General features: G+C 68.9%; 17 protein-coding genes. 10 read left to right on the forward strand and 7 right to left on the reverse strand.

From position 1 onward, the window contains the following. Positions 1-97: 97 nt before the first annotated feature. Positions 98-280 (reverse strand): hypothetical protein, encoded by a 183-nt coding sequence (locus ACIBH4_RS25545; protein WP_350941835.1) that lies wholly within the window; start codon positions 278-280, stop codon positions 98-100. 95 nt (positions 281-375) lie between these two features. Here ACIBH4_RS25545 and ACIBH4_RS25550 point away from each other — a divergent pair, with 95 nt between their 5' ends. Next, positions 376-1,134, forward strand: a complete 759-nt coding sequence (locus ACIBH4_RS25550) for a deoxyribonuclease IV (protein WP_362513106.1) — start codon at positions 376-378, stop codon at positions 1,132-1,134. 155 nt (positions 1,135-1,289) lie between these two features. Here ACIBH4_RS25550 and ACIBH4_RS25555 read toward each other — a convergent pair whose 3' ends face one another. The 3 genes from ACIBH4_RS25555 to ACIBH4_RS25565 form a co-directional block, all read right to left on the reverse strand. Beyond that, positions 1,290-2,444: a hypothetical protein gene (locus tag ACIBH4_RS25555; protein ID WP_362768376.1), complete on the reverse strand. Its 1,155-nt coding sequence runs from the start codon at positions 2,442-2,444 to the stop codon at positions 1,290-1,292. A gap of 203 nt (positions 2,445-2,647) precedes the next feature. Next, the gene (locus ACIBH4_RS25560) at positions 2,648-3,973 is read right to left on the reverse strand and encodes a glycosyltransferase 87 family protein (protein ID WP_362513112.1); all 1,326 of its coding nucleotides are present in this window, start codon (positions 3,971-3,973) and stop codon (positions 2,648-2,650) included. Further along, positions 3,973-6,678, reverse strand: a complete 2,706-nt coding sequence (locus tag ACIBH4_RS25565; RefSeq protein WP_362768379.1) for a transglycosylase domain-containing protein — start codon at positions 6,676-6,678, stop codon at positions 3,973-3,975. Before ACIBH4_RS25565 ends, ACIBH4_RS25560 begins: the two co-directional genes overlap by 1 nt. A 598-nt stretch (positions 6,679-7,276) precedes the next feature. On the opposite strand from ACIBH4_RS25565, the gene ACIBH4_RS25570 reads away from it, so the two are divergent. Further along, positions 7,277-7,951 (forward strand): PadR family transcriptional regulator, encoded by a 675-nt coding sequence (locus ACIBH4_RS25570; RefSeq protein WP_362513120.1) that lies wholly within the window; start codon positions 7,277-7,279, stop codon positions 7,949-7,951. A 31-nt stretch (positions 7,952-7,982) separates the two neighbouring features. Then, positions 7,983-9,062: an inositol-3-phosphate synthase gene (locus ACIBH4_RS25575; RefSeq protein WP_362513123.1), complete on the forward strand. Its 1,080-nt coding sequence runs from the start codon at positions 7,983-7,985 to the stop codon at positions 9,060-9,062. Between the two features lie 146 nt (positions 9,063-9,208). Here the strand turns inward: ACIBH4_RS25575 and idi are convergent, their stop codons facing one another. Further along, entirely contained in the window at positions 9,209-9,790 is a 582-nt protein-coding gene (gene idi / locus ACIBH4_RS25580) for an isopentenyl-diphosphate Delta-isomerase (protein ID WP_362768382.1), read from the reverse strand. A 159-nt stretch (positions 9,791-9,949) separates the two neighbouring features. On the opposite strand from idi, the gene ACIBH4_RS25585 reads away from it, so the two are divergent. Then, positions 9,950-11,236: an MFS transporter gene (locus ACIBH4_RS25585; protein ID WP_362513130.1), complete on the forward strand. Its 1,287-nt coding sequence runs from the start codon at positions 9,950-9,952 to the stop codon at positions 11,234-11,236. A 98-nt stretch (positions 11,237-11,334) separates the two neighbouring features. Here ACIBH4_RS25585 and ACIBH4_RS25590 read toward each other — a convergent pair whose 3' ends face one another. Both ACIBH4_RS25590 and ACIBH4_RS25595 read right to left on the reverse strand, forming a co-directional pair. Then, complete coding sequence (locus ACIBH4_RS25590; protein ID WP_362513733.1) at positions 11,335-12,549, reverse strand: adenosylmethionine--8-amino-7-oxononanoate transaminase; 1,215 nt, start codon at positions 12,547-12,549, stop codon at positions 11,335-11,337. A gap of 73 nt (positions 12,550-12,622) precedes the next feature. Next, a complete protein-coding gene (locus tag ACIBH4_RS25595; RefSeq protein ID WP_362513736.1) occupies positions 12,623-14,071 on the reverse strand; it encodes a CCA tRNA nucleotidyltransferase in 1,449 nt (482 codons plus the stop codon). A 156-nt stretch (positions 14,072-14,227) separates the two neighbouring features. Here ACIBH4_RS25595 and ACIBH4_RS25600 point away from each other — a divergent pair, with 156 nt between their 5' ends. From ACIBH4_RS25600 to ACIBH4_RS25625, 6 genes are all read left to right on the forward strand, one after another. Then, a complete protein-coding gene (locus tag ACIBH4_RS25600; RefSeq protein ID WP_362513133.1) occupies positions 14,228-14,749 on the forward strand; it encodes a YbaK/EbsC family protein in 522 nt (173 codons plus the stop codon). Between the two features lie 57 nt (positions 14,750-14,806). Continuing rightward, entirely contained in the window at positions 14,807-16,927 is a 2,121-nt protein-coding gene (locus ACIBH4_RS25605; protein WP_362513137.1) for a DUF6049 family protein, read from the forward strand. Positions 16,928-16,964: 37 nt separating this feature from the next. Then, entirely contained in the window at positions 16,965-18,569 is a 1,605-nt protein-coding gene (murJ, locus tag ACIBH4_RS25610) for a murein biosynthesis integral membrane protein MurJ (protein WP_362513140.1), read from the forward strand. A 195-nt stretch (positions 18,570-18,764) separates the two neighbouring features. Further along, the gene (locus ACIBH4_RS25615) at positions 18,765-20,288 is read left to right on the forward strand and encodes a protein kinase family protein (protein WP_362513144.1); all 1,524 of its coding nucleotides are present in this window, start codon (positions 18,765-18,767) and stop codon (positions 20,286-20,288) included. A 114-nt stretch (positions 20,289-20,402) separates the two neighbouring features. After that, on the forward strand, positions 20,403-21,050 hold the full coding sequence (sigM, locus tag ACIBH4_RS25620; protein ID WP_362513147.1) for an RNA polymerase sigma factor SigM: 648 nt from the start codon (positions 20,403-20,405) through the stop codon (positions 21,048-21,050). Beyond that, positions 21,040-21,960 carry a zf-HC2 domain-containing protein gene (locus ACIBH4_RS25625; protein ID WP_362768385.1) on the forward strand — a complete coding sequence of 307 codons (921 nt, stop codon included), beginning with the start codon at positions 21,040-21,042 and terminating at the stop codon, positions 21,958-21,960. The genes sigM and ACIBH4_RS25625 overlap by 11 nt, the downstream gene beginning before the upstream one ends. The last annotated feature ends 11 nt before the right edge of the window (positions 21,961-21,971 follow it).

Consider the following 21,971-nt stretch of genomic DNA (forward strand, 5'->3'; position numbering starts at 1 on the left):
GGGAACGACCGGCCCCGTTCTCCGCGCGTGCCGCCTCGCCGCAGATCGGCGGTTGTGTCCGATCCGATGCGATCGGGGGCGCGTACGGCACGCGGGGTCAGCCGAGGCGCAGATCCACGCCCAGCAGGATGAGGAACCACAGGAAGACGGCGAGCAGTGCCTCGGCGATGTCCTTCAGGAGCGCGGGGGTGATGTAGTCGTACAGCCAGGCGACATAGATGCCGATCAGGATGTAGATGAGACCGATGAGACTGATCCCTCTGCGATAGCGAGCAGCCACTTGGAACTCCTTGGGGTTGGCCCGTGGGGGCGGGCGGTGGGGCGCGACCTGCGACTGCCCCTGCCCTCGGCGTTGAAACGGCTACTCTCGGATACATGCCGCTTATCGGAGCTCACGTCGACCAGGACGACCCGCTGGCCCACGCCAGGGCACGCGATGCCCAGGTCGTGCAGTTCTTCCTCGGTGACCCGAAGGGGTGGAAGGCCCCGGTCATCGGCGAGAAGACCCGGGAGATCAAGGACTCGGACGTGGAGGTCTACGTCCACGCCCCCTACGTGATCAACGTCGCGACCGTCAACAACCGGGTGCGCATCCCCAGCCGCAAGCTGCTGAGCTCGCACCTCGCGGCGGCGGCCGAGCTGGGCGCCCGGGGTCTGATCGTCCACGGCGGGCACGTCGGCGCCGGAGACGACCCGCAGAAGGGCTTCGACAACTGGCGCAAGGTGTTCGAACGCCTTGAGGAGCACGAGGTCCCCGTTCTCATCGAGAACACCGCGGGCGGCGGCAACGCGATGGCGCGCAAGCTCGAGCGCATCGCCCGGCTGTGGGACGCGCTCGACGGCTTCGACGTGGGCTTCTGCCTCGACACCTGCCACGCGCACGCGGGTGGTGAGGACCTGGCGGACGTGGTCGAGCGGGTCATGGCGATCACCGGCAGGATCGACCTGATCCACTGCAACGACTCGCGCGACGCCTTCGACTCCGGCGCCGACCGGCACGCGAGCCTCGGCGCGGGCCAGATCGACCCCGAGCTCATCCTGGGCGTGTGCCGGAGCGCGAACGCGCCGATCGTGGTGGAGACCCCCTTCGACGGCCAGGCCGAGGACATCGCCTTCCTCCGGACGAAGCTCTGAGGCGAGGTTCCGGGGCCGGGACGAGGTGGCGGTGCCGCCGGACGGCGGCGTCGCGGAGAACGTCTCGCCGGTGAGCGCAAGTTGATCCACAGCCTGTGGATAACTTCATGGGATTACTTTTTCCAAGGACTGGGTACAGGGATCCCCCTTACGGCTCAGCCCACCCAGGCACCGTCGGCGAAGATCAACGCGTTGAGCGCCATCAACGGTCCCAGCACCAGGGCGTAGACGACGATGATCCATCGTCGCCACGGTTCAGGACCGCTGCTCGCCCTGCCGATCAGGACGAAGAGCGGCCACCACAGCAGCGCCGAGCGCGGTACCGACAGGTAGTAGGCGGAACACACCAGGGCACCCACCTGGAGCCCCACATAGACGAACTCGCTCCACCTCCGCAGGTAGAGCAGGACAAGCACGAGCGCGACCCCGACGATCGCCCCCGCGACCTCCAGCCGGAACGCCCAGGCCATCCGCCCTTCGCCCATCGCCGCGCCCCAGGTCGTGGTCCAAGACTCCCAGGGCCACACCATGTAACGTCCCCAACCGGCCTCCTGCGCGGTCTTCCAGGCCAGCCAGTCACCCGTACGGGAGTACTGGTAGGCGGAGTAGAGGCCGAGCGGCACGAACGGGAGGAGCAGCCACCCCACCTGCCGTAGGGGATGCCTGCGGACGAGGAACTCCACGATCAGCGCGATGGCGAGGAACAGGCCGGTGATGCGCACGCAGGAGGCGCCCGCCGCCAGGGCCGCGGCGAGCGGCCAGCGGCCCTGACGCGCCGCGAGCCAGGCGGGAATGGCGAAGGCGAGGAAGAGCGCCTCGCTGTAGCCCGCGAACAGGAACACCGCCATCGGCCAGAGCAGCAGCGCGAGCACCGCGTACCGGCCCGCTCCCCGCGGCCCCTCGAACTCGGCCAGCCTGGCGAGCGCCGTCATCGCGACGGCGCCGGCCACCAGGGAGATGAGCAGCCCGGCGAGGGTCCAGTCGTCGATCACGAGATGCACCGCGCGGAGCATCAGCGGCATTCCGGGGAAGAAGGCGGGCAACCCCCTGTCGGGCTCGCTGCCCGGAGGCCCGCCGTACCCGTGTTCGGCGATGGTGATGAGCAGATTGGCGTCCCAGTTGCGCCAGCGCTCCAGGAAGGGCGCCGGTATGGCGTCCCCCTCCATGAGCGCCTGAGAGCCGATGACGACCAGGACGACGATTCCCAACCTGGAGGCCAGCCAGAGCAGCAGTCCTTCCGTCGCGACAACGCGCTCAGGAGCGGAAGGCGCGGGGGGCGCGTCTCGCGGAGGAGCGGGGGGAGTAGTCACAAGGTCGAATTGTCCCGGATCATCTAGGCGAACCGCCAGATGTGAACGCTCACCGAACAGACCCATCCGGCCCCCTGTCACCCCGGCCGAGCCCCGGACGCGGACGCCTCGGCCTGTCCCCCTGTCACCCCGGCGGAGCGCAGGACACCTGCGCCCCGCCGAACAAACCCACCCCGTCCCGCGTCACCCCGGGGGAGCTCAGCTCACCGAACGGCCCCGACGCTGGAGAGCGCGAGCCGGAAACGGTCGGGTGCCTCGTCGAAGACGCCGCCCGCCTGGTCGTCGGCCCCGTCCTGGCGGATCACGTCCTTGTCGGGGACGAAGATGTCCCGCACGACGAACGCCATCATGATCAGGATGGTGATCGCGCGGCCCCACACGGCGGTGAAGTAGGTGTCGCCCGCGATGCCCAGGGCCTCGTTGCCCGGCTGGATGCCGACCAGGTACAGCCAGATCGCGAAGAAGTACCAGCACTCGGCGAGCTGCCAGAGCGCGATCGGCCTCCAGCCCGGCCTGGCGAGCACCGCGAAGGGGATCAACCAGAGCACGTACTGCGGCGACCACACCTTGTTGGTCAGCATGAACGCCGCCAGGGTGAGGAAGCAAAGCTGCATCAGGCGGGGACGGGTCTTCGCCGTCAGCGTGATCACGGCGATCGCGAGGCAGAACGCGGCGAGCGAGACGACGCCCAGCTTGTCGAGGAGTTCGGCGTCACCCAGGATCGGCCACTGCTTCTGGTTGAAGAAGTACCAGATGGAGCCCCAGTCGGCCGGTCGCTCCTGGCTGAAGACGTAGAACCTCTTCCACCCGTCGAAGGCGAAGATCATGATCGGCACGTTGACGACGAGCCAGGCGCCCGCGGCACCGCCGATCGTCTTGAGGAACGGCACCCATTTGCCGGTTCGCAGCGCGAGCAGGAACAGCGGGCCGAGGAACATCAGCGGATAGAACTTGGTGGCGATCGCGAGGCCCAGCAGGATGCCCGCGAGCCACTGTTTCCGCTTCGACCAGGCCAGCAGCGCGCCCAGCGCGAGGGCATTGGCCGCCAGGTCCCAGTTGATGTACGCGGTGAGGATCAGCGCGGGGGCGAGGGCGTACCAGAGCGCGTCCCAGCGCCTGGCGGGACCGGCCAGCGCGGCCATCAGCAGAACGCCGACGACCAGGCAGAGCGCCATGAGGATGACGGTGAGGTCGTAGAACGCCGTCCCCGGATCGCTCATGGGGGTGACGATCCGGCGGAAGAACTCCATGATCCCGCCGATGCCGACGGGGTATTCGACCGGATAGTCGAAGTAGGGGACCATGCCCTCGTTGAGCTTCTCGTTCCACCACAGGGGATAGATGTCGGTGTAACAGAAGTTCGTGAACTGCAGGGTCCCGTCGTTCCATGCCCCGTCGACGCGGCACGGCCACTTCCAGAACCAGGCCAGAACCGCCCCCAGCCCCGCGAACAGGGCGAGCGGCGTGTACGGAATGGCCCGGTTGCCTAACTCGGACAGCGACTCCCGCTGCGGCAGAAGGTTCTTCATCAGGGACGTCGTCCGCTCGCTGTGGGTGTCGGCACGAGGGCCCCGGCAGGTGTTCCCGGTGCGCCGACCACGCCTGGCGCACCGTTCTGCTCGATCACGCCGTTCGGCGGCCCGTCGCCGCCCCAACCGCCGTCATCGCCGACGTCACATGAGGGGTCCCCGGGAAGGCACTCGTTGCCGCCGAAATCGCCACCGTCGTCGGGGGGGTCGTTCGACCAGCCGTCGTCGCCGTTCTCGTCAGGGAAGGGGTTGGTGTCCTCCGTCGTCGGCGTCGGCGAGGGCGTCGGCTTGGGCGTGGCCAGGTTGTTCGGCGATCCGGTGTTGGCCCTCGGCGGGAACTGCAGGACCTCGTCCTTCGCGGTCACGGTCTGCATGAAGTCGTGCCAGATCTGGGTCGGGGTGCCGCCACCGCCGATGAAGGAGGGCATGGGCTCCTCCTTCCAGACGATGTTCTCGTCCTTGATCTTCCTGCTCGGCAGGCCGTACTTGTCGACCTTGAGCTTGCGCGTCCCCGCCTTGTTGTAGGGCACGTCCTTGGACATTCCGACCGCGGTGACGAGCTGCGGGGTGAAGCCGACGAACCAGGCGTCCTTGTAGGCGTTGTTCGTGCCGGTCTTGCCGGCCACCGGCCGGGTGCCGATGTTGGCCGCACCACCGGTACCGCTCTTGACGACCGCCTGGAGCGCGACGGTCGCGTCGGCCGCGGACTCGGGGGTGATGACCTGCTTCGCGTCGGCCAGTTCCTTGAGCACGACGGTGCCGTCGTGCTTGGTCACCTTGACGACGGTGTGCCAGTCGACGTGCTTGCCCTCGTTGGCGAAGATCGAATAACCGGCGGCCTGTTCGACCGCGGTCACCGAGGCCACACCGATGGTGGTCAGGTAGTTCTGGTTCTCGACCGCCCAGTCGACCGCGTTCTTGCCCTTGTAGGCGGGGTTCTGCTTCGCCGTCTCGCCGACCCCCGCCTCCCTCGCGATCCTCGCCACCTCTTCGAGCGTGACCTCCTTGCCCATCTGGGCGAAGACGGTGTTGACCGAGCTGGCCATGGCCTTGACCATGTTGATCGGCCCGAACGGCTGATTCCCCGAGTTGCTGATCGGGGTGGTGTTCGGCATCTTGATCGTCGCCATGCCCTCGACGTAACTGTCGAGCGACTTGCCGCTCTCCAGCCAGGCCGCGAGCACGTAGGGCTTGAACGCGGAGGCCGCCTGCTTGGTGGAGTCGAACGCGCGGTTGTTGAAGTCGTTGACGAAGTCGTCGCCGCTGTAGAAGGCGAGCACCCGGCCGTTCTTCGGGTTCACCGAGGCCAGCCTGGCGTGGATGGTCGGATCCAGGCCGGCGGTCCTGGCCTTCACCGCGTCCCTGGCGGCCTTCATCATGTTCTTGTTGAACGTGGTGTAGACCTTGAAACCGCCGGTCTTCAGGTCGTCCTGTGTGATGCCCCGCCCGGCGAGCTCCCTGAAGACGATGTTGAGCATGTAGCCCTTGAGCCCCTTGAAGGTCTCCGTGACCTTGACGTCCTCGAACTTCAGGTCCTCGAAGGAGCTGTTCGCGTACTTGCCGTACTCGGCGGGGTTCATGTCCGCCATGTTCTTCAGTGCCGCTTGGAAGCGCTCCTTGGTCGCGGCGTAGTTCTTCTTCTCCGTCTCCTGGATGTCGAAGGCGTTCGGGTTCTGGATCCGGCCGGCGAGGTAGGCGCCCTCGGGCACGGTCAGATCGCCGACGTTCTTACCGAAGAACGCCTTCGCCGCGGCCTGGATGCCGTACGCGCCGCGCCCGAAGTAGACGAGGTTGAAGTACTCCTCAAGGATCTCGTCCTTCTCCAGGGTCTTACTGATCTTGACCGCGACGAAGATCTCCTTGATCTTGCGCTGGATCGAGACCTCCTGGCTGAGGCCTTCGTAGTAACCGCGGGCCATCTGCTGGGTGATGGTCGAGGCGCCCTGGAGCTGGGCGCCGCTCACGGTGCTCCAAACCGAACGGGCCATGCCCGCGACGTCGATGCCGCTGTCGGTACGGAAGGTCTTGTTCTCCAGGGCGATCACCGCGTCCTGGACGTGGACGGGGATCTGCTTGAGCTTCACCGGGGTCCGCTTGGTGCCGTAGCGGGCCATCACGGTCTTGCCGTCGCCGTAGTAGATGACGCTGCCCCGGTCGTCGACGCTGGCCTGCCGGGACGAGGGGACAGGCGTGTTGGCGTAGGCGACCGCGATCATGCCGAAGACGCCCGCGGTGAGGACCACGAAGCTGGCCATCACGATCTTCCAGTTGGGCAGGAAGCGCGTCCACCTCTTGGGGGGTTCGTCGTCGCCGTCGAAACCGTCGCCGTCGAAACCGTCTCTGCCGGGGCCCTCGGGTCCTTCCGGGCCTCCGGGACCCTCCGCGGCGAGAGCGCTCGCACCGCGTCCTCGGCGCCTGCGGCCGCCCTCGCCCGGCCTCGAACCCGCAGAACGCCCGCCGCCCGACTGGGCGGCGAGCATCGCCTGGGTGTCCTCGAAGGCGGCCTCGGCGCGGCGGCCTGTCGGGTCGGTGTCACGGCGACGTACATCCCCGGGACCCGGCTGAGGCGTCCCGCCGGGAGCGCCGGGACCGGCGGGGCCGCGCGGGGGCATGCCACCGGGAGCGCCCGCGTCGCGCCGGGGTGGTCCGCCGGGCTGCTGGGATGCGCCGCCGGAGTAGGGCATGCCGCCGTGCTGGGGCATCATCGCGGTCCGGGGGTCGGCTCCCGCCTGCGGTGCCTGTCGAGGAGAATCCCGACCCGCACCGGTTTGAACGTTTTGCGGAGAGGGGACTGCACGGGAAGCGGCTCCTGGGCTTGAGCGACGGCGCCGCCCCTGGCGAGACGACTCGTCGGCGCCCTGGCGGCGCCCGTCCGACTCCGGGTCATTGCTGTTGCTGTAACTCACGCGTCCTCGTTCGGTCATCGGGGTCTACGACGGCGTGCAGGCGGGCGAGACTACCTCCTGATCACCGGAGATCTCGTCGCCTTGGCTCACTGGTGGCCGGCCCATTCGGGTGGATCTCCACTCCCGGGGACGAACGAGATCGTCAGGTGGTTCCGGCAACAACCTTGGCAGACCTCTCCCACATTGACGTGGGATTCCCGGTATTGAAAAGCGGTCCACGCCACGTGGGGGCCATCTCCCACCACCGTCTGCTGTGACCACATAGGCGCCAGACTACGGCTTTTTGGCGTTTGCTCCCAACCTCTTGGGAAAGTCGCTGATTGCAGCCTTATGTTGAATGGACGTATCCTGTCGATGTATCGGTTCGATACATCGACGCGAGAGGTGGTGGTTTCCAGTGGCCGGCGGACGTGGCGGCGTGCTGGAGCTGGCCGTGCTCGGGTCGTTGCACGAGACCCCTCTACACGGCTATGAGCTGCGCAAACGGCTCAACGCCCTGCTCGGTATGTTCCGGGCGTTCTCCTACGGCTCGCTCTACCCGTGCCTCCGCCAGTTGCTCACCGACGGACTGATCGTCGAAGACGGCGACGCCGCCGCGGCCACCACGGCCGCCGACAGCGCCATCGTGCTCCCCGGCCGCCGTTCGAAGATCGTCTACAAGCTGACCGCGGAGGGCAAGGAACGCCTGCAGGAGCTCCTCACCCAGGCGGGCCCTTCCGCCTGGGAGGACGAGAGCTTCGGCGTGCACTTCGCCTTCTTCAGGCACACCGAGGCCGAGGTGCGCCTGCGCATTCTCGAGGGTCGCCGCAGCCGACTTGAGGAACGCCTGGACAGCGTGCGCACGGCACTCGCCCGTACGCGCGAGCGGCTGGACAGCTACACCCTTGAGCTTCAGCGTCACGGCCTGGAGTCGGTCGAACGCGAAGTGCGCTGGTTGAATGAGCTGATCGCCACCGAACGGCAGGCATCGCCGCCGGAGGGGGAGCGGCGACCCGCGCAAGAGGAGACGTCCAGGGCGCCCGCGCCAGGGACGGGCACGACGGGGCGGCACGCCACCCCGGAAGAAAACTGACCACTAAGAGAACAAAAGGGGAGCGAGTGCCATGGGTTCGGTGCGCGTAGCCATTGTCGGTGTAGGCAACTGCGCCACGTCGCTCATTCAGGGCGTGCACTACTACCGGGACGCCGACCCCGGTATGCGGGTGCCGGGCCTGATGCACGTCAAGTTCGGCGACTATCACATCGGCGACGTGGAGTTCGTCGCGGCTTTCGACGTGGACGCCAAGAAGGTCGGGCGTGACCTGTCCGAGGCGATCGTGGCCTCGGAGAACAACACGATCAAGATCTGCGACGTGCCGCCGCTCGGCGTCACGGTGCAGCGTGGCCCCACCTTCGACGGTCTTGGCGAGTACTACCGGGAGATGGTCGAGGAGTCCGACGAGGCTCCGGTCGACGTCGTGCAGGTCCTCAAGGACAGCAAGGTGGACGTTCTTGTCTCCTACCTGCCGGTGGGCTCGGAGGAGGCCGACCGCTTCTACGCGCAGTGCGCCCTCGACGCGAAGGTCGCGTTCGTCAACGCGCTGCCGGTGTTCATCGCCTCCGACCCCGCGTGGGCGCAGAAGTTCGTCGACGCGGGCGTCCCGATCGTCGGCGACGACATCAAGTCCCAGGTCGGTGCGACCATCACGCACCGCGTGATGGCGAAGCTGTTCGAGGACCGCGGCGTCGAGTTGCTCCGCACCTACCAGCTGAACTTCGGCGGCAACATGGACTTCATGAACATGCTGGAGCGCAAGCGCCTGCAGTCCAAGAAGATCTCCAAGACCCAGGCGGTCACCTCGCAGATCCCGCACGAGATGCAGAAGGCCGACGTGCACATCGGCCCTTCCGACCACGTGCCGTGGCTCGACGACCGCAAGTGGGCGTACGTGCGCCTGGAGGGCAGGTCCTTCGGCGACACCCCCCTCAACCTGGAGTACAAGCTGGAGGTATGGGACTCCCCCAACTCCGCCGGCATCATCATCGACGCGGTGCGCGCCGCCAAGATCGCCCTTGACCGGGGCATCGCCGGGCCGATCCTGTCCGCCTCCTCCTACTTCATGAAGTCGCCGCCGGAGCAGTACTCCGACGACGAGGCGCGCGAGTACGTGGAGAAGTTCATCCGCGGCGAGGTCGAGCGCTGACCTTCCCGAGCCTTCCGGCATCGAACGGCGAGAGCCCTCGGCCCACGTGGGCCGAGGGCTCTCGCCGTTGAACGACCGCCGGTGTGAGAGGCACTCACACCGCCGGGGCGGAAGGTCTCGATGGGGGGCGGGGGGAGGCCGGCGCGTCAGCGGGCGGCGGGCGGGAGGTCGGCGGGGTCCGCGGCCCCCCAGGCGAACGGGTCGGCGCCGAGCTCGACCAGCTGGGGAACCTGCTCGCGGCACCAGGGGGAGATCGCCAGGCGGTCGCCGAGCACCCCGTCGGTGAACTCCTTCCACGGCATCCAGCGGACGTCGTCGACCTCGTCGGGGTTCGGCGCGGCCTCCGCGGTCACCAGCACCCGGTAGACCGGGCACAGCTCCCGCTCGACGATGCCGTTGTCCATGACCGCTCGGTAGGAGAAGCGCGGCAGGAGGAGGTCGACCCGGTCGGCCGCGAGGCCGAGCTCGTGGGAGAGCCTGCGGGTCACCGCCTCGGGGAGCGGCTCGCCGGGCAGGGGGTGGCCGCAGCAGCTGTTGGTCCACACCCCCGGCCAGGTCGTCTTGTGCAGTGCGCGGCGGGAGAGCAGGACCCGCCCCTGCTCGTCGAACACGTAACTGGAGAAGGCCAGATGGAGGGGAGTGTCGGGACCGTGCACCGTGGCCTTCGCCGCCGTGCCGATCGCGTTTCCCTCGGTGTCGACGAGCACAACGTGTTCATCAGGTGTCACTCGAACGAGGGTACGTGATCATGTTGGTTTACCGCGCCCCCTAAGTGATACGTAGGCAAAGGTGGTAAATGCCCAATAACACAATCAGGGAGGTTCCCGATGCCCGCCCATGCCGCCCACACATAGGCTGAGCGCGTGTCATTTGCATCCGATCTACGTGTGGTCCTGGAAGGTCGGGACTTCCGGAGGCTGTACGCGACCCGCCTGGTCTCGCAGTTCTCCGACGGGATCTTCCAGTTCGCCGTGGCCGGATTCGCGTTCTTCAGCCCGGAGAAGAGCACGAGCGCGGTGGAGATCGCCGCAGGGCTCGCCGTGCTGCTGCTGCCGTACTCGATCCTGGGACCCTTCGTCGGGGTGTTCATCGACCGCTGGTCGCGGCGGCAGATCCTCGTCATCGCGCCGATGGTCCGCGGGGCGCTGCTGCTCGTGGCGGCGGCACTCGTCGCGGCGAACGCCCCCGACGGCATCTTCTACGTCGCCGCGCTCGGCGTCCTCGGGGTGAACCGTTTCTTCCTCGCCGCGCTGGGGGCCTCACTCCCGCACGTCGTGCCCGCCGACCGGCTGATGGTGGCCAACGCGGTCACCCCGACCTCGGGCACCGTGCTCACCTTCGTGGGCATAGGCGCCGGATACCTGCTCCGGGCGGTCTTCGGCTCCGGCCACCCGGGTACGGCCGTGCTGCTCGTCGTCTCCGGCCTCGTCTTCGGGCTCAGCGCGCTCATCGCCATGACCATGGGAAGGCGTCTGCTCGGTCCCGCCGACGACCCCGACCGGCCGCAGGCCCGCGAGGCCGTACGCCACGTGCTGGCCGGCCTGGCCGACGGCGCGAGACACCTCGTCCGGCACCGGGCCGCCGCCGCGGCGATGGGTGCGATGGCCACCCACCGGTTCATGTACGGCATGTGCACGGCGATGCTCGTGCTGCTGTCGCGCTACTACTTCGCGGAGAACGCCGAGGACGCGCTGAACGCGGTCTCCGTCGTGGTCGCCACCTCGGGGGTCGGTTACTTCCTGGCCATCCTGGTCACGCCGTGGGCCACGGAACGCTTCACCATCGAACGATGGGTCCCGGCCATGCTGATCACCTCCGGGGTGCTGACGCTCGCGTTCTGTGCGGCGTTCCAGCAGTGGGGGTTCGCGGCCACGGGCTTCGTCCTCGGCATCGCCGGGCAGAGCATCAAGATCTGCGCCGACACCGCCGTCCAGCGGGATCTCCAGGACGCCTACCTCGGCCGGGCCTTCTCCATCTACGACATGCTCTTCAACGGCAGCTACGTGCTGGCCGCGGCACTGGCGGCGGCGCTGCTGCCGCCGGATGGCAAGTCGCTGCTCGTGCTGGTGCTCATCGCCGTCGGATACGTCGCGGGCGCGGTGATCTACCGGGTCGTCACGCCGGCCCGAGTGGCCGAACCGCTGCCGTCATCGCCGTCGCAGCCCTCACAGTGAGCGGGCGTCGTCGCCCTCGTGCCCTTCACGACGACCGAACCCCCGCCGCCGTCATGCTCCTCACGATGACCGGGCGACCGTCGTCGCCCCCACATCCCTCACAGTGAGCGGGCCGCCGCCGTCATCGCCGTCGTGACCCTCTCCAGGTCGTCGTCGCCGATCGAGTAGGGCGGCATGGCGTAGATCAGCCGTCCGAACGGGCGGAGCCAGACGCCGTGCCGCATGACGAGGTCCTGGACGGCGGGGACGTCGACGGGCTCGCGGGCCTCGACCACCCCGATCGCGCCGATGACCCGCACGTCCCTCACCCCGGCCGCCCCCGAGGCCCCTTTCAGGCCCGCCAGGAGACCGGCCTCGATCCGGCCGACCTCCTCGCGCCACGGGCGCTCCCGCAGGAGCTCCAGGGAGGCGCTCGCGACGGCCGCGGCCAGTGGGTTGCCCATGAAGGTCGGCCCGTGCATCAGCACCCCGACGCCCCTCGCCACCCGCTCGGTGCACAGCGTCGCGGCCAGCGACATGTAGCCGCCGGTCAGGGCCTTGCCCAGGCACATGATGTCGGGCCTGATCCCGGCATGGTCGCAGCCGAACAGTTCCCCGGTCCTGCCGAACCCGGTGGCGATCTCGTCGGCGATCAGCAGGACGCCGTGCTCGTCGGCGAGCTCGCGGAGCAGCCGCAGGTAGGCCGGGTGGTAGAAGTGCATACCGCCCGCCCCCTGGACGACCGGCTCCACGATGATCGCGGCCAGCTCGTGGGCGTGCCGGGCGACCAGGTCCGACAGCCCTGCCGCGTAGCCCTCGTCGTACTCGCGCGGCGGCCGGTCGGCGAACACGTGCTCGGGCAGCACGCCGGAGAACAGGTGGTGCATGCCGTTGACCGGGTCGCAGACCGACATCGCCCCGAAGGTGTCGCCGTGGTAGCCGCCCCTCACCGTGAGCAGCCGTCCCCTGCCGGTGAACTGGTACGCCATTTTGATCGCGACCTCGACGGCGACCGACCCGGAATCGGCGAGGAACACCCTCGGCAGCCCGGTCATGGAGGCGAGCGTGGCGGCCAGCCGTACGGCGGGCTCGTGGGTGAGCCCGCCGAACATGACGTGCGCCATGTCCTCCAGCTGGTCCTTCAGCGCCCGGTTGAGCCGGGGGTGGTTGTAGCCGTGGATCGCCGCCCACCAGGACGACATGCCGTCGACCAGTTCGCGCCCGTCGGCGAGGGTGATCCGCACCCCGTCCGCACGGGAGACCACGTGCGGCGCCACCGGCTGGGGCGCGGCCGCGTAGGGGTGCCACACGTGCTCCCGGTCGAGCAGGGCGATCCCGGCCCCGTCGAGACCGTCGAGGCCGCCGACACCATCGGGACGGGAACCGGGGATGACGTGATCGTTCAGCTCAGGGGCGCCGTTCAGAGCGCACCTCGCTCATTCCTCCCGCGCCACCGGCCTCGTCGCCGGCCTCGTTGGCCCGCGCCCACTCCCGGAGGGCGTCCGCGGCCGCCTCCTTGCCGATGACACCCCTGTCGAGGCGCATCTCCAGCAGGAACCTGTAGGCGCGGCCCACGACAGGACCCGGCGGAACGCCGAGGAGCTCCTGGATCTCGTTGCCGTCGAGCTCGGGGCGGATCTTGCCGAGCTCCTCCTCCTCGGCCAGCCGGGCGATGCGCTCCTCCAGCTGGTCGTAGGTCTGCGACAGGGCCAGTGCCTTGCGCCGGTTGCGGGTGGTGCAGTCGGCGCGGGTCAGCCTGTGCAGGCGCTCCAGCAGGTGTCCGGCGTCGCGGACGTAGCGGCGCACGGCCGAGTCGGTCCACTCTCCCGTGCCGTACCCGTGGAAGCGCAGGTGCAGCTCCACCAGGCGGGAGACATCGGCCACCACGTCCTTGGGGAACTTCAGCTCCGTCATGCGCTTCCTGGCGAGCTGGGCCCCGACCACCTCGTGGTGGTGGAAGGAGACCCTGCCGCCGGGCTCGTGGCGGCGGGTCTTCGGCTTGCCCACGTCGTGCAGGAGCGCGGCCCAGCGCAGGATCTGGTCGGGGCCGTTCTCCTCCAGGTCGATCGCCTGCTCCAGCACGATCAGCGAGTGCTCGTAGACGTCCTTGTGCCGATGGTGCTCGTCGATCTCCAGCCGGAGTTTCGGCAACTCGGGCAGCACGTGGGCGGCGAGCCCCGACTCGACGAGGATCCGCAGACCCTCGCGGGGACGGTCACCGCCGATGAGCTTGTCCAGCTCGTCGCGGATGCGCTCGGCGGAGACGATGTCGATCCTGTCGGCCATCGCGCCCATCGCGGCGAGCGCCGCCGGATCGACGGAGAAGCCGAGCTGACTGGCGAACCTCGCGGCGCGGAGCATCCGCAGCGGGTCGTCTCCGAAGGAGCGCTCGGGAGGGCCCGGGGTGCGCAGCACCTTGGCGTGCAGATCGTCGAGGCCGCCGTGCGGGTCGACGAACTCGCGGGAGGGCAGGCGCAGCGCCATCGCGTTGACCGCGAAGTCGCGCCGGGCCAGGTCGCCCTCCAGCGTGTCGCCGTAGGCCACGTCGGGCTTGCGCGACTTGGGATCGTACGACTCGCTGCGATAGGTCGTGATCTCCAGCAGCCACCCGCCCTTGCGGACGCCGACGGTGCCGAAGTCGATGCCGATCGTCCAGATGGAGTCGGCCCAGTCGCGGACGAGCTCCAGGACGGTCTCGGGCCTCGCGTCCGTGGTCAGGTCGAGGTCGTTGCCGATCCTTGCGAGGAAGACATCGCGTACGGAGCCGCCGACGAGGGCGATCTGGTAGCCCCTGGCTGCGAAAAGCTCGCCGAGCTCGTCCGCCACGGGTGCGATCTTCCGGAACAGCTCGCTCATGCCGTGGCGCTGGCTCTGGGTCAGATTTGAAAGGGACAAGCCGGGTAGGTCCTTCGGTTACGGAACATGTTCCCTGCGGGGATACACCTGAAGCGATCACCAGGTTACGGTCGGTCAGGAAACCTCGGGGACTGTGCGTCGAGGCAAGGAGCACACATGAAGGATGCGCTCGCGATCCACCGCTGGCTCCTCGCACACCAGGTCCATCATGAGATCGTACGCCTTCCGCGCGCGATGACATGTTCGGACGAACTCCCCGAGGTGCTGTCGGTGAGTCCTGAGATATGCGTGGGGGTCACGGTTTTCGAGGTCACGACACGACTCGGCCACGATCCCGTGGCGGTCGTCACCTCCGTCGGGTCCCCGCCGCGTCCCGGCGTGGTCGGCGGCATCCTGGGGGCGAGAAGGGTGCGGGTGGCTCCGGCCTTCACCGTCAACTCCGCCACCGACTACGCCTCGGGGCTGGTCTGCCCGCTGCTGTTGCCCGACACGCTCACCGTGCTGGTGGACGAGCGACTCACCCACGACGCCACACTCGTTTACGTGCCCACCGGAGAGCGCAGGACGGCACTCCAGATCCGTGCGGACCACCTGCTCACACTGGTGTCAGGAAAGATCGTCGACCTGACCCGGCAGGGCTCCCGCGGGGAGTCGGCGATCTTTCCGCTCGCCGGTTAGGCGCCGGTTAGGCCATACCATTACCGGCGTGCGCCGTACTCGACCCCTGGCCGGCACGTGATCCGCAAAGCCGCGCTGCTCGCCCTGTTCGTCACCACGCTGCTCGTTCCCGCGGCCGTGGTCGTTCCGGGTATGGCGAGCGCCCGGACGACCTCGGTGAGCCGGGCGGGCCTTCAGGTCGTGATGGAGGCGATCGGTCCCGACGCCCCCCGTGACCCGACCACCGAGATCAAACTGTCGGGCTCCCTGGTCAACTCGGGCGCCGAACCCATGAGCGGGCTGCGCATCCGCATGCACTTCTCGCCGCAGCCGTTCGCCAGGCGCGCCGACATGGAGGCATACCTGGCCGGGCAGACCCTCCCGAGCTCGTGGTGCTGCGAGAGTTTCGTCCAGGCGCCGATCGCGCCCTCGGGCAAGCTGCCGTGGCAGTTCGCCTTCACGCCGCAGGAGCTGAAGTTCTCCGGCTTCGGTGTCTACCCGATCATGGTCGAGGTGCGCGACGCCTTCGGGCAGCAGGTCGCCACCTTGCGGACCATGGTGACCTACATGCCCAGGGAGACCAGGGTGCCCCGCACCCGGCTCGCCATGGTGCTGCCCATCGTCGACCAGCCGCGCCGGTCGGAGGACTCCACCTTCGCCGATGGAAACCTGCCCGCGGCGATGGCCCCCGGCAAGCGCCTGGGAGACCTGCTCAAGATCGCCCAGGACACCTCGTCCGCCAAGGGGCTCACCTGGGTCGTCGACCCCGCCCTGCTCGACGACGCGCGGGCGATGGGCGAGCCGCACACGGTCAGGGTCAAGGACCGCAGCCAGCAGCGCCCCGCCGCCCCCGAGGCCGCCCGATGGTTGAGCGACTTCCGTGAGGCCGTCGCCGACCAGCCGGTGGTCGCCACCCCCTACGCCGACCCCGACGTCGTGGCGCTCGCCCACAACGGTTTCGACGACGCCACGCGGACCGGGATCTCCGCGGCCGGGATCGTCGCCAGGGAGACCCTCGGCCGCGATGTGATCACCAACGTGAACTGGCCGGTGGGCGGCCTGATCGACTACGACGGGCTGGACCTGCTCGCCACCGGCGGCGTCGACACCGTACTGCTGAACGTGCTGAACCTGCCGCCGACGACGCCACCGATCACCACCCCCGACGCCTCGGCGACCCTGGAGAGCGTGAACGGCCCGCTCACCGCCCTCGTCGCCGACGCGACGCTGAGCGAGACCGTCGGCGCCGACACCTCCACCTCCGGCGCGGCGCTGACGAACCGCCAGCGGTTCATCGCGGAGACGGCGATGATCAGCTCGGAGCCCGTCACCACCGCCAGAACGGTGATCGCCGTCCCGCACCGCCGCTGGGACCCCGATCCCGCCTACGTCACCGACCTGGTCGAGACGGCCGCCGCCCTGCCCTGGCTGGCACCCGTCACGCTCGACACGGTCAAGCGCGGCAAGGGCGCTCCGGTCCCCAGGTCCGGCCTGACCTACACCGACACCGACCGCAAGCTGGAGCTCTCCAAGCAGTACATGACGGGCGTCAGGAAGGTCGGCGCCCGCGCCGACCTGACCTCCGCGATCACCACCGCCCAGGACCTCGACGTCTTCGACCTGGCGCTGCTGCGCCTGACCTCCTCGGCGTGGCGGGGCAGGACGGGCAACGCGACACCGTACGTCCAGCAGGTCGCGGGGGGGATCGACGGCCGGATCGCCATGGTCAACATCACCGGCAGCGAGCAGTCGCGGCTGCGCACCCTGGCCGGCAGCAACGGCGACGTGCCGATCAGCGTGCGCAACGATCTGAGCGGCGAGGCCAGCCGGATCGCGGTCCGGCTCAGGGTGACCTCCGACCAGCCGGATCTGCTCAAGATCGAGCCGTACGAGGACAAACTGGAGATCCTCGGCGGCCAGAACCAGACCATCCGAATCCCGATGACCTCCACGGCCAGCGGCCAGACGACCGTGACGGTCCAGCTCACCACCGACGACGGCCGCAAGTACGGCAAGCCGGTCGAGCTGACCGTGCGGACCACCGGCTACACCGGGGTCGCCCTGGTGATCGTCGGAGCCGCCCTCGTGGTGATGCTCGCCGCCGTCGTCCTGCGCGTCCTGCGCCGCAGGGGAGGCCGCCGCCCCGCGGCCGCTCCCCCGCCCGAGCGCCTGCACGAGCCCGCGGGCACCGAGTCCTGAGCGCCTGGCGCTCCCAGCACGTAGCGGAGGAAAGCGCATGAGCAGGGTTCTGCGTGCGAGCGCGATCATGGCGGCGGGGACGATGGTCTCCCGCATCACCGGCTTCGTCCGGACGGCGGTGCTCGCGGCGGCCATCGGTACCTTCGCGCTGGGCGACGCCTACAACGTCGCCTACACGATCCCGCTCATCCTGTTCGACCTGCTCATCGGCGGGATCCTGAGCAGCGTCGTGGTTCCGATGATCATCAGGCGGCAGAAGTCGGACCCCGACGGCGGCCGGGCCTACGAGCAGCGCCTGATGACCCTCGGGGTGATCACGCTCACCCTGCTGGCGCTGGTCGCGGTGGTCCTCGCCGGACCGCTGATCAGTCTCTACAGCACCGACTGGGGTCCCAGGCAGACCGAGGTCGCGGTCAGGCTGGCACAGTTCATCCTGCCGCAGATCGCCTTCTTCGGGATCGGCGCGATCGCCGGCGCGATCCTCAACACCCGTGACAGATTCGCCGCGCCGATGTGGGCACCGGTGCTGAACAACATCGTGATGATCGGCGTCGCGATCGTCTACTACGTGAAGCTGGGCGGGGCGGGCACCGACGTCGACACGATCGCCGACGCCGACCTGGCGCTGCTCGGGCTCGGCACCACGGCCGGCATCGTGGCGCAGTGCGCGGTGCTGGTCATCGCGCTGCACCGGGTGGGCTTCCGCTTCCGGCCCAGGTTCGACCTGCGCAACGCCGGGCTCGGCGAGATGGGCAGGACCGCGGTCTGGACCTTCGCCTACGTCGGGATCAGCCAGCTGGGCTTCCTGATCACCACCAAGCTGGCGACCGGCGCGGGCCAGCGTGCCCCCGGCGCGGGAAACGCCGCCTACTCCTACGCCTACCAGTTCTTCCAGCTCCCTTACGGGATCATCGCGGTCTCGGTGATCACCGCGATGCTGCCCAGGATGAGCCGGGGGGTGGCCGACGGCCAGCTCGACACGGTCCGTGAGGAGTTCTCCTCCGGGGTGCGGCTGGTGTCGGTGCTGCTGGTGCCCGCCGGGCTGCTGCTGATGGTGCTCGGTCCCGCGGTGACCGTACTGATCTTCTCGTGGGGCAACATGACCGTCGGCTCGGCGGTCTACATCGGCAACGTGCTGCAGGTCTTCGGGCTCGCGCTGGTGCCGTTCTCGATCTTCCAGCTCCTGCTGCGCGTCTTCTACTCCTTCGGCGACACCCGCACCCCGGCGTTCCTCGCCCTCGGCAACGTGGCGGTGAACGCCACGCTCAGCCTCGTCGCCTACTACACCCTGCCCGCCAGGTACATCGTGATGGGCCTCGCGCTCGCGTTCACCGTCGCCTACGTGGCCGGCGCCGCGACCGCCTGGACGATGGCCTCGCGCCGCGTGGGGGGCCTGGCGGGGCGCAAGGTGGCCGCGGGGCTGTCCCGGATGTATCTGGCCGCCCTCCCGGCGGCCGCGTTCGCGCTCGGCGTGCTGTGGCTCACGCAGGAACTCACCGCGTTGGACGCGCTGAGTGCGGCCGTCATGCTGGCGGCGGGCGGCGGACTCGGTATGGTTCTTTACTTGGCGATCGCCCACCGGATGCGCATCCCCGAGGTGAGTTCGATCGTTGGAATGGTCGCAGGACGGGTAGGCCGGTAAGCCAAAGGCTTGTCTTAAACGTCTGACAAGACGAACACGGGCGGAACCGGTGCGGGACTACCATGGTGCGACGCGTGTGGTGACATGCGGCTAATGGAAGCAGGAGGGCGTGGGCGGATCCACCCAGCATCATGTGATGTGTCTTGATGTGCTGACCGGGCATGGTGCTGTCGTGTTCTCAGGTACGGGGTCCTCGTGAGTTCCCCCGCCGTAGAGCCCGGCACCAAGCTGGCCGAGCGTTTCCGGCTCGAAGACCGCGTCCACGAGTCGGGCGGGGCCACCCTGTGGAAGGCCATCGACGAGGTGCTCGCCAGGCCCGTCGCCGTCCACACCTTCGATCCCGACTTCCCCCGCCTGAACGAGGTCGTCACGGCCGCCAGGGTGGCGAGCCGGCTCACCGACCCCCGTCTCACCCAGGTCTTCGACGCGACCGAGGACGACGGCCACTCCTACGTCGTCAGCGAGTGGGTGAGCGGCGAGTCCTTCGGCGACATGATCGCGGGCGGGCCCCTCGACCCCGAGCGGGCCGCCGCGATGGTCGCCGAGGCCGCGGAGGCCCTGGCGCACGCGCACGAGGCGAACCTCGCCCATCTCTGCCTCACCCCCGAGCACCTGGTCTGGACGGCGGGCAGCACGGTCAAACTGCTCGGCCTGGGAGTCGACGCCGTCCTGGACGACGTGATGAGCGACGACCCCGCCCGCGAGGACGCCGAGGGCCTCGGCCGCCTGCTGTACGCCGGTCTGACCGGCCACTGGCCGGGCGACGAGCGAGGCAGCGGCGGCCTGCCCGTCGCACCCATGAGTGACGGGCACTTCTGCACGCCGCGCCAGGTCACCGCGGGCGTTCCCGGCTACCTGGACGCCATCGTCTGCCGGGCGATACTGCCGGAGACCAGGCGCGGGCTCGAACCGCTGACCACGCCCGCCGAGGTCGCCGAGGCCCTGGCCTCGGTGTCGCGGCCCAGTCCCCTGCCGATGCCGACGCCGATGCCCATGACGGCGCTGCCGGTGGCGGCCTCGCGCTCCGAGGGGGTCGACACCGCGGCTCCCCAGCGCCACACACCGCCTTCGCAGCATCGGACCCAGCACCAGCACCGCCCGATGCCCCGGCAGGGGGGCGGCATGGTCAACAAGGTCGCCATGACCGTCGTCGTGCTGCTGGTGATGGTCGCCGTCGGTCTGGGCGCCTGGACCCTCGGCCGCAGCATCGGCAACGCCGGTACCCCGGTGCCCGGCGAGGAGAGCACCACGCCCACGCCGACCGCGGCCGTCGAGATCCGCGAGGTGAAGCCCTCCTCGGCCATCGGCTTCGACCCGCTGGGCGACAGAGAGGAGCGCGGCGAGCTCGCCGGCTTCGCGATCGACGGTAAGGATTCCACCGACTGGCACTCCGAGTCGTACGACTCCGCCGACTTCGGCCGGCTCAAGACGGGTGTGGGCCTCCTGCTGGACATGGGCGAGAGCGTCCCGGTGAAGCAGGTGACGGTCGATTTCGGCGGCACCTCGGGAGGCACCGCCGAACTCAGGGTTGGCGACTCCCCGCAGCTGGAGTCCCTCTCGGTCCTCCAGAAGGTCAACGGAGTCTCCGGCAAGAAGACGTTCACCGCGGAGGCCCCGAAGAAGGGCCGCTACGTGCTCGTCTGGTTCACCAAGATGCCCACCTACCAGGGGAAGTTCCGCGGGCAGGTGCAGGAGATCAAGGTCTTCGCGACCAAGTGACACTGCTCCGATTTGATCTGTTTTGCATGGCTTCTTGCAGATCATCGGAGAATTCGTGGCACCATCTATCCCGTAGAGGTGTTCTCCCCGGATCGGTATAGCAGGACTCTCCTTGTGAATTCCCCACCCGAGACCCCGCCAGCGGCGGACGAGCAGACGGCGAAGGCCCCCGTGTCCGACGCCGACCTGCTCACCCGGCACATCGCCGGGGATCCGCACGCCTTCAGTGAAATAGTCAAGCGACATCGAGACCGCATGTGGGCGGTCGCCCTGCGCACGCTGGGCGACCCCGACGAGGCGGCCGACGCCGTTCAGGACGCCTTCGTCTCGGCCTACCGCAAGGCCGGGAGCTTTCGCGGCGAGGCGGCCGTGACCACGTGGCTGCACCGCATCGTGGTCAACGCCTGCCTCGACCGCATGCGCAGGAAATCGGTGCGCCCGGTGGCCGACGACGAGCTCGTCGAGGCCGCGGAGCGTGATACCCCGGTGCTCGACCAGACGGCCGAGCGCGAAGTGTCCATGGAGGTTTCCGCAGCACTGAAGCTGCTGCCCTCCGACCAGCGCGCCGCGCTGGTGCTCGTGGACATGATGGGCTACTCGATCGAAGACGCGGCCCAGGTGCTGGAGGTGCCGAGCGGCACGGTGAAGAGCCGATGCGCGCGCGGACGGGCGAAACTCGCCCCGATTCTTTCCCATTTACGGAACCGATCAGACCTGTCTCGCGTCTCATCCGCGAAGGGAGCAGAACTTCGTGACGGGTGATACGCACTACGACCTGGAGATCTTGGCCGAACTGGCCGAGGGGCTCCTCGACGCCGCCACCGCCATGCGGGTACGCGAGCATCTCGCGATCTGCGACCCCTGTGGCGAAAGCCTCGCCGATCTCGCAGCGGTCCGTGAGGTCCTGGCGGCGACCCCCACACCGGCGATGCCGATGGGAGTCGCGCTGAGGATCGACCGCGCGCTGGCCGCCGAGGCGGAAAGCTTCCGTGGAGGTGGAGTGGGCCTGGTGGAAGCACCGGCCTGGGACGACATAATGCGCGACGCGCCGTGGGAGACGTCCTCTCCCGCACAACCGGCGCCATGGGAGACGACCCCTCACCGGGACCCGATCCCCGAAAAGGAGCCAGAGCTCGAACCAGCCGTGCGGCTGGGGGTCGTCGACGACGACGGCACCGTGGTCCCGGTGGTCCCCACCAGACGTCGCGGCGCGAACCGACGGCGCCGGTGGGCGATGCCCGCCACCGCCGCGGCGGGCGTGGCGGCGGCGGTGATCGGTGCGACCGCGCTGGCGACCGGGACGCTGACGGCGTCCGGCCCGCCCGGCGCCACCCCGGGCCCCTACGCCGCACCGGCGGCGGACACGATCCAGTACACGCTGACCGACAGCAACTACAACTACACCGACGCCGAGCTCCGCGGCTCGCTGCTCGACTACATCGGCCCCGGGACCATCGTCGGAACGACCGACAACTCCGGGATCGACAAGTGTGTCCGGCAGGTCTCGGCGCAGGTCGGCACGTCGCCCTTCGCCGTGGACCAGGGGTTCTACAACGGGCAGGAGGCCAACATCCTGCTCTTCTGGGAGAACAAGGCCAAGAACACGGTGCGCGTCCACGTCGTGGGCCCGCAGTGTGACGACGTGCGCAAGCCAGGTCTCGCAAGCTGGTGACCGGGAAGAGG

The sequence above is a fragment of the Streptosporangium sp. NPDC050284 genome (assembly GCF_044459525.1).
GTDB lineage: Bacteria > Actinomycetota > Actinomycetes > Streptosporangiales > Streptosporangiaceae > Streptosporangium.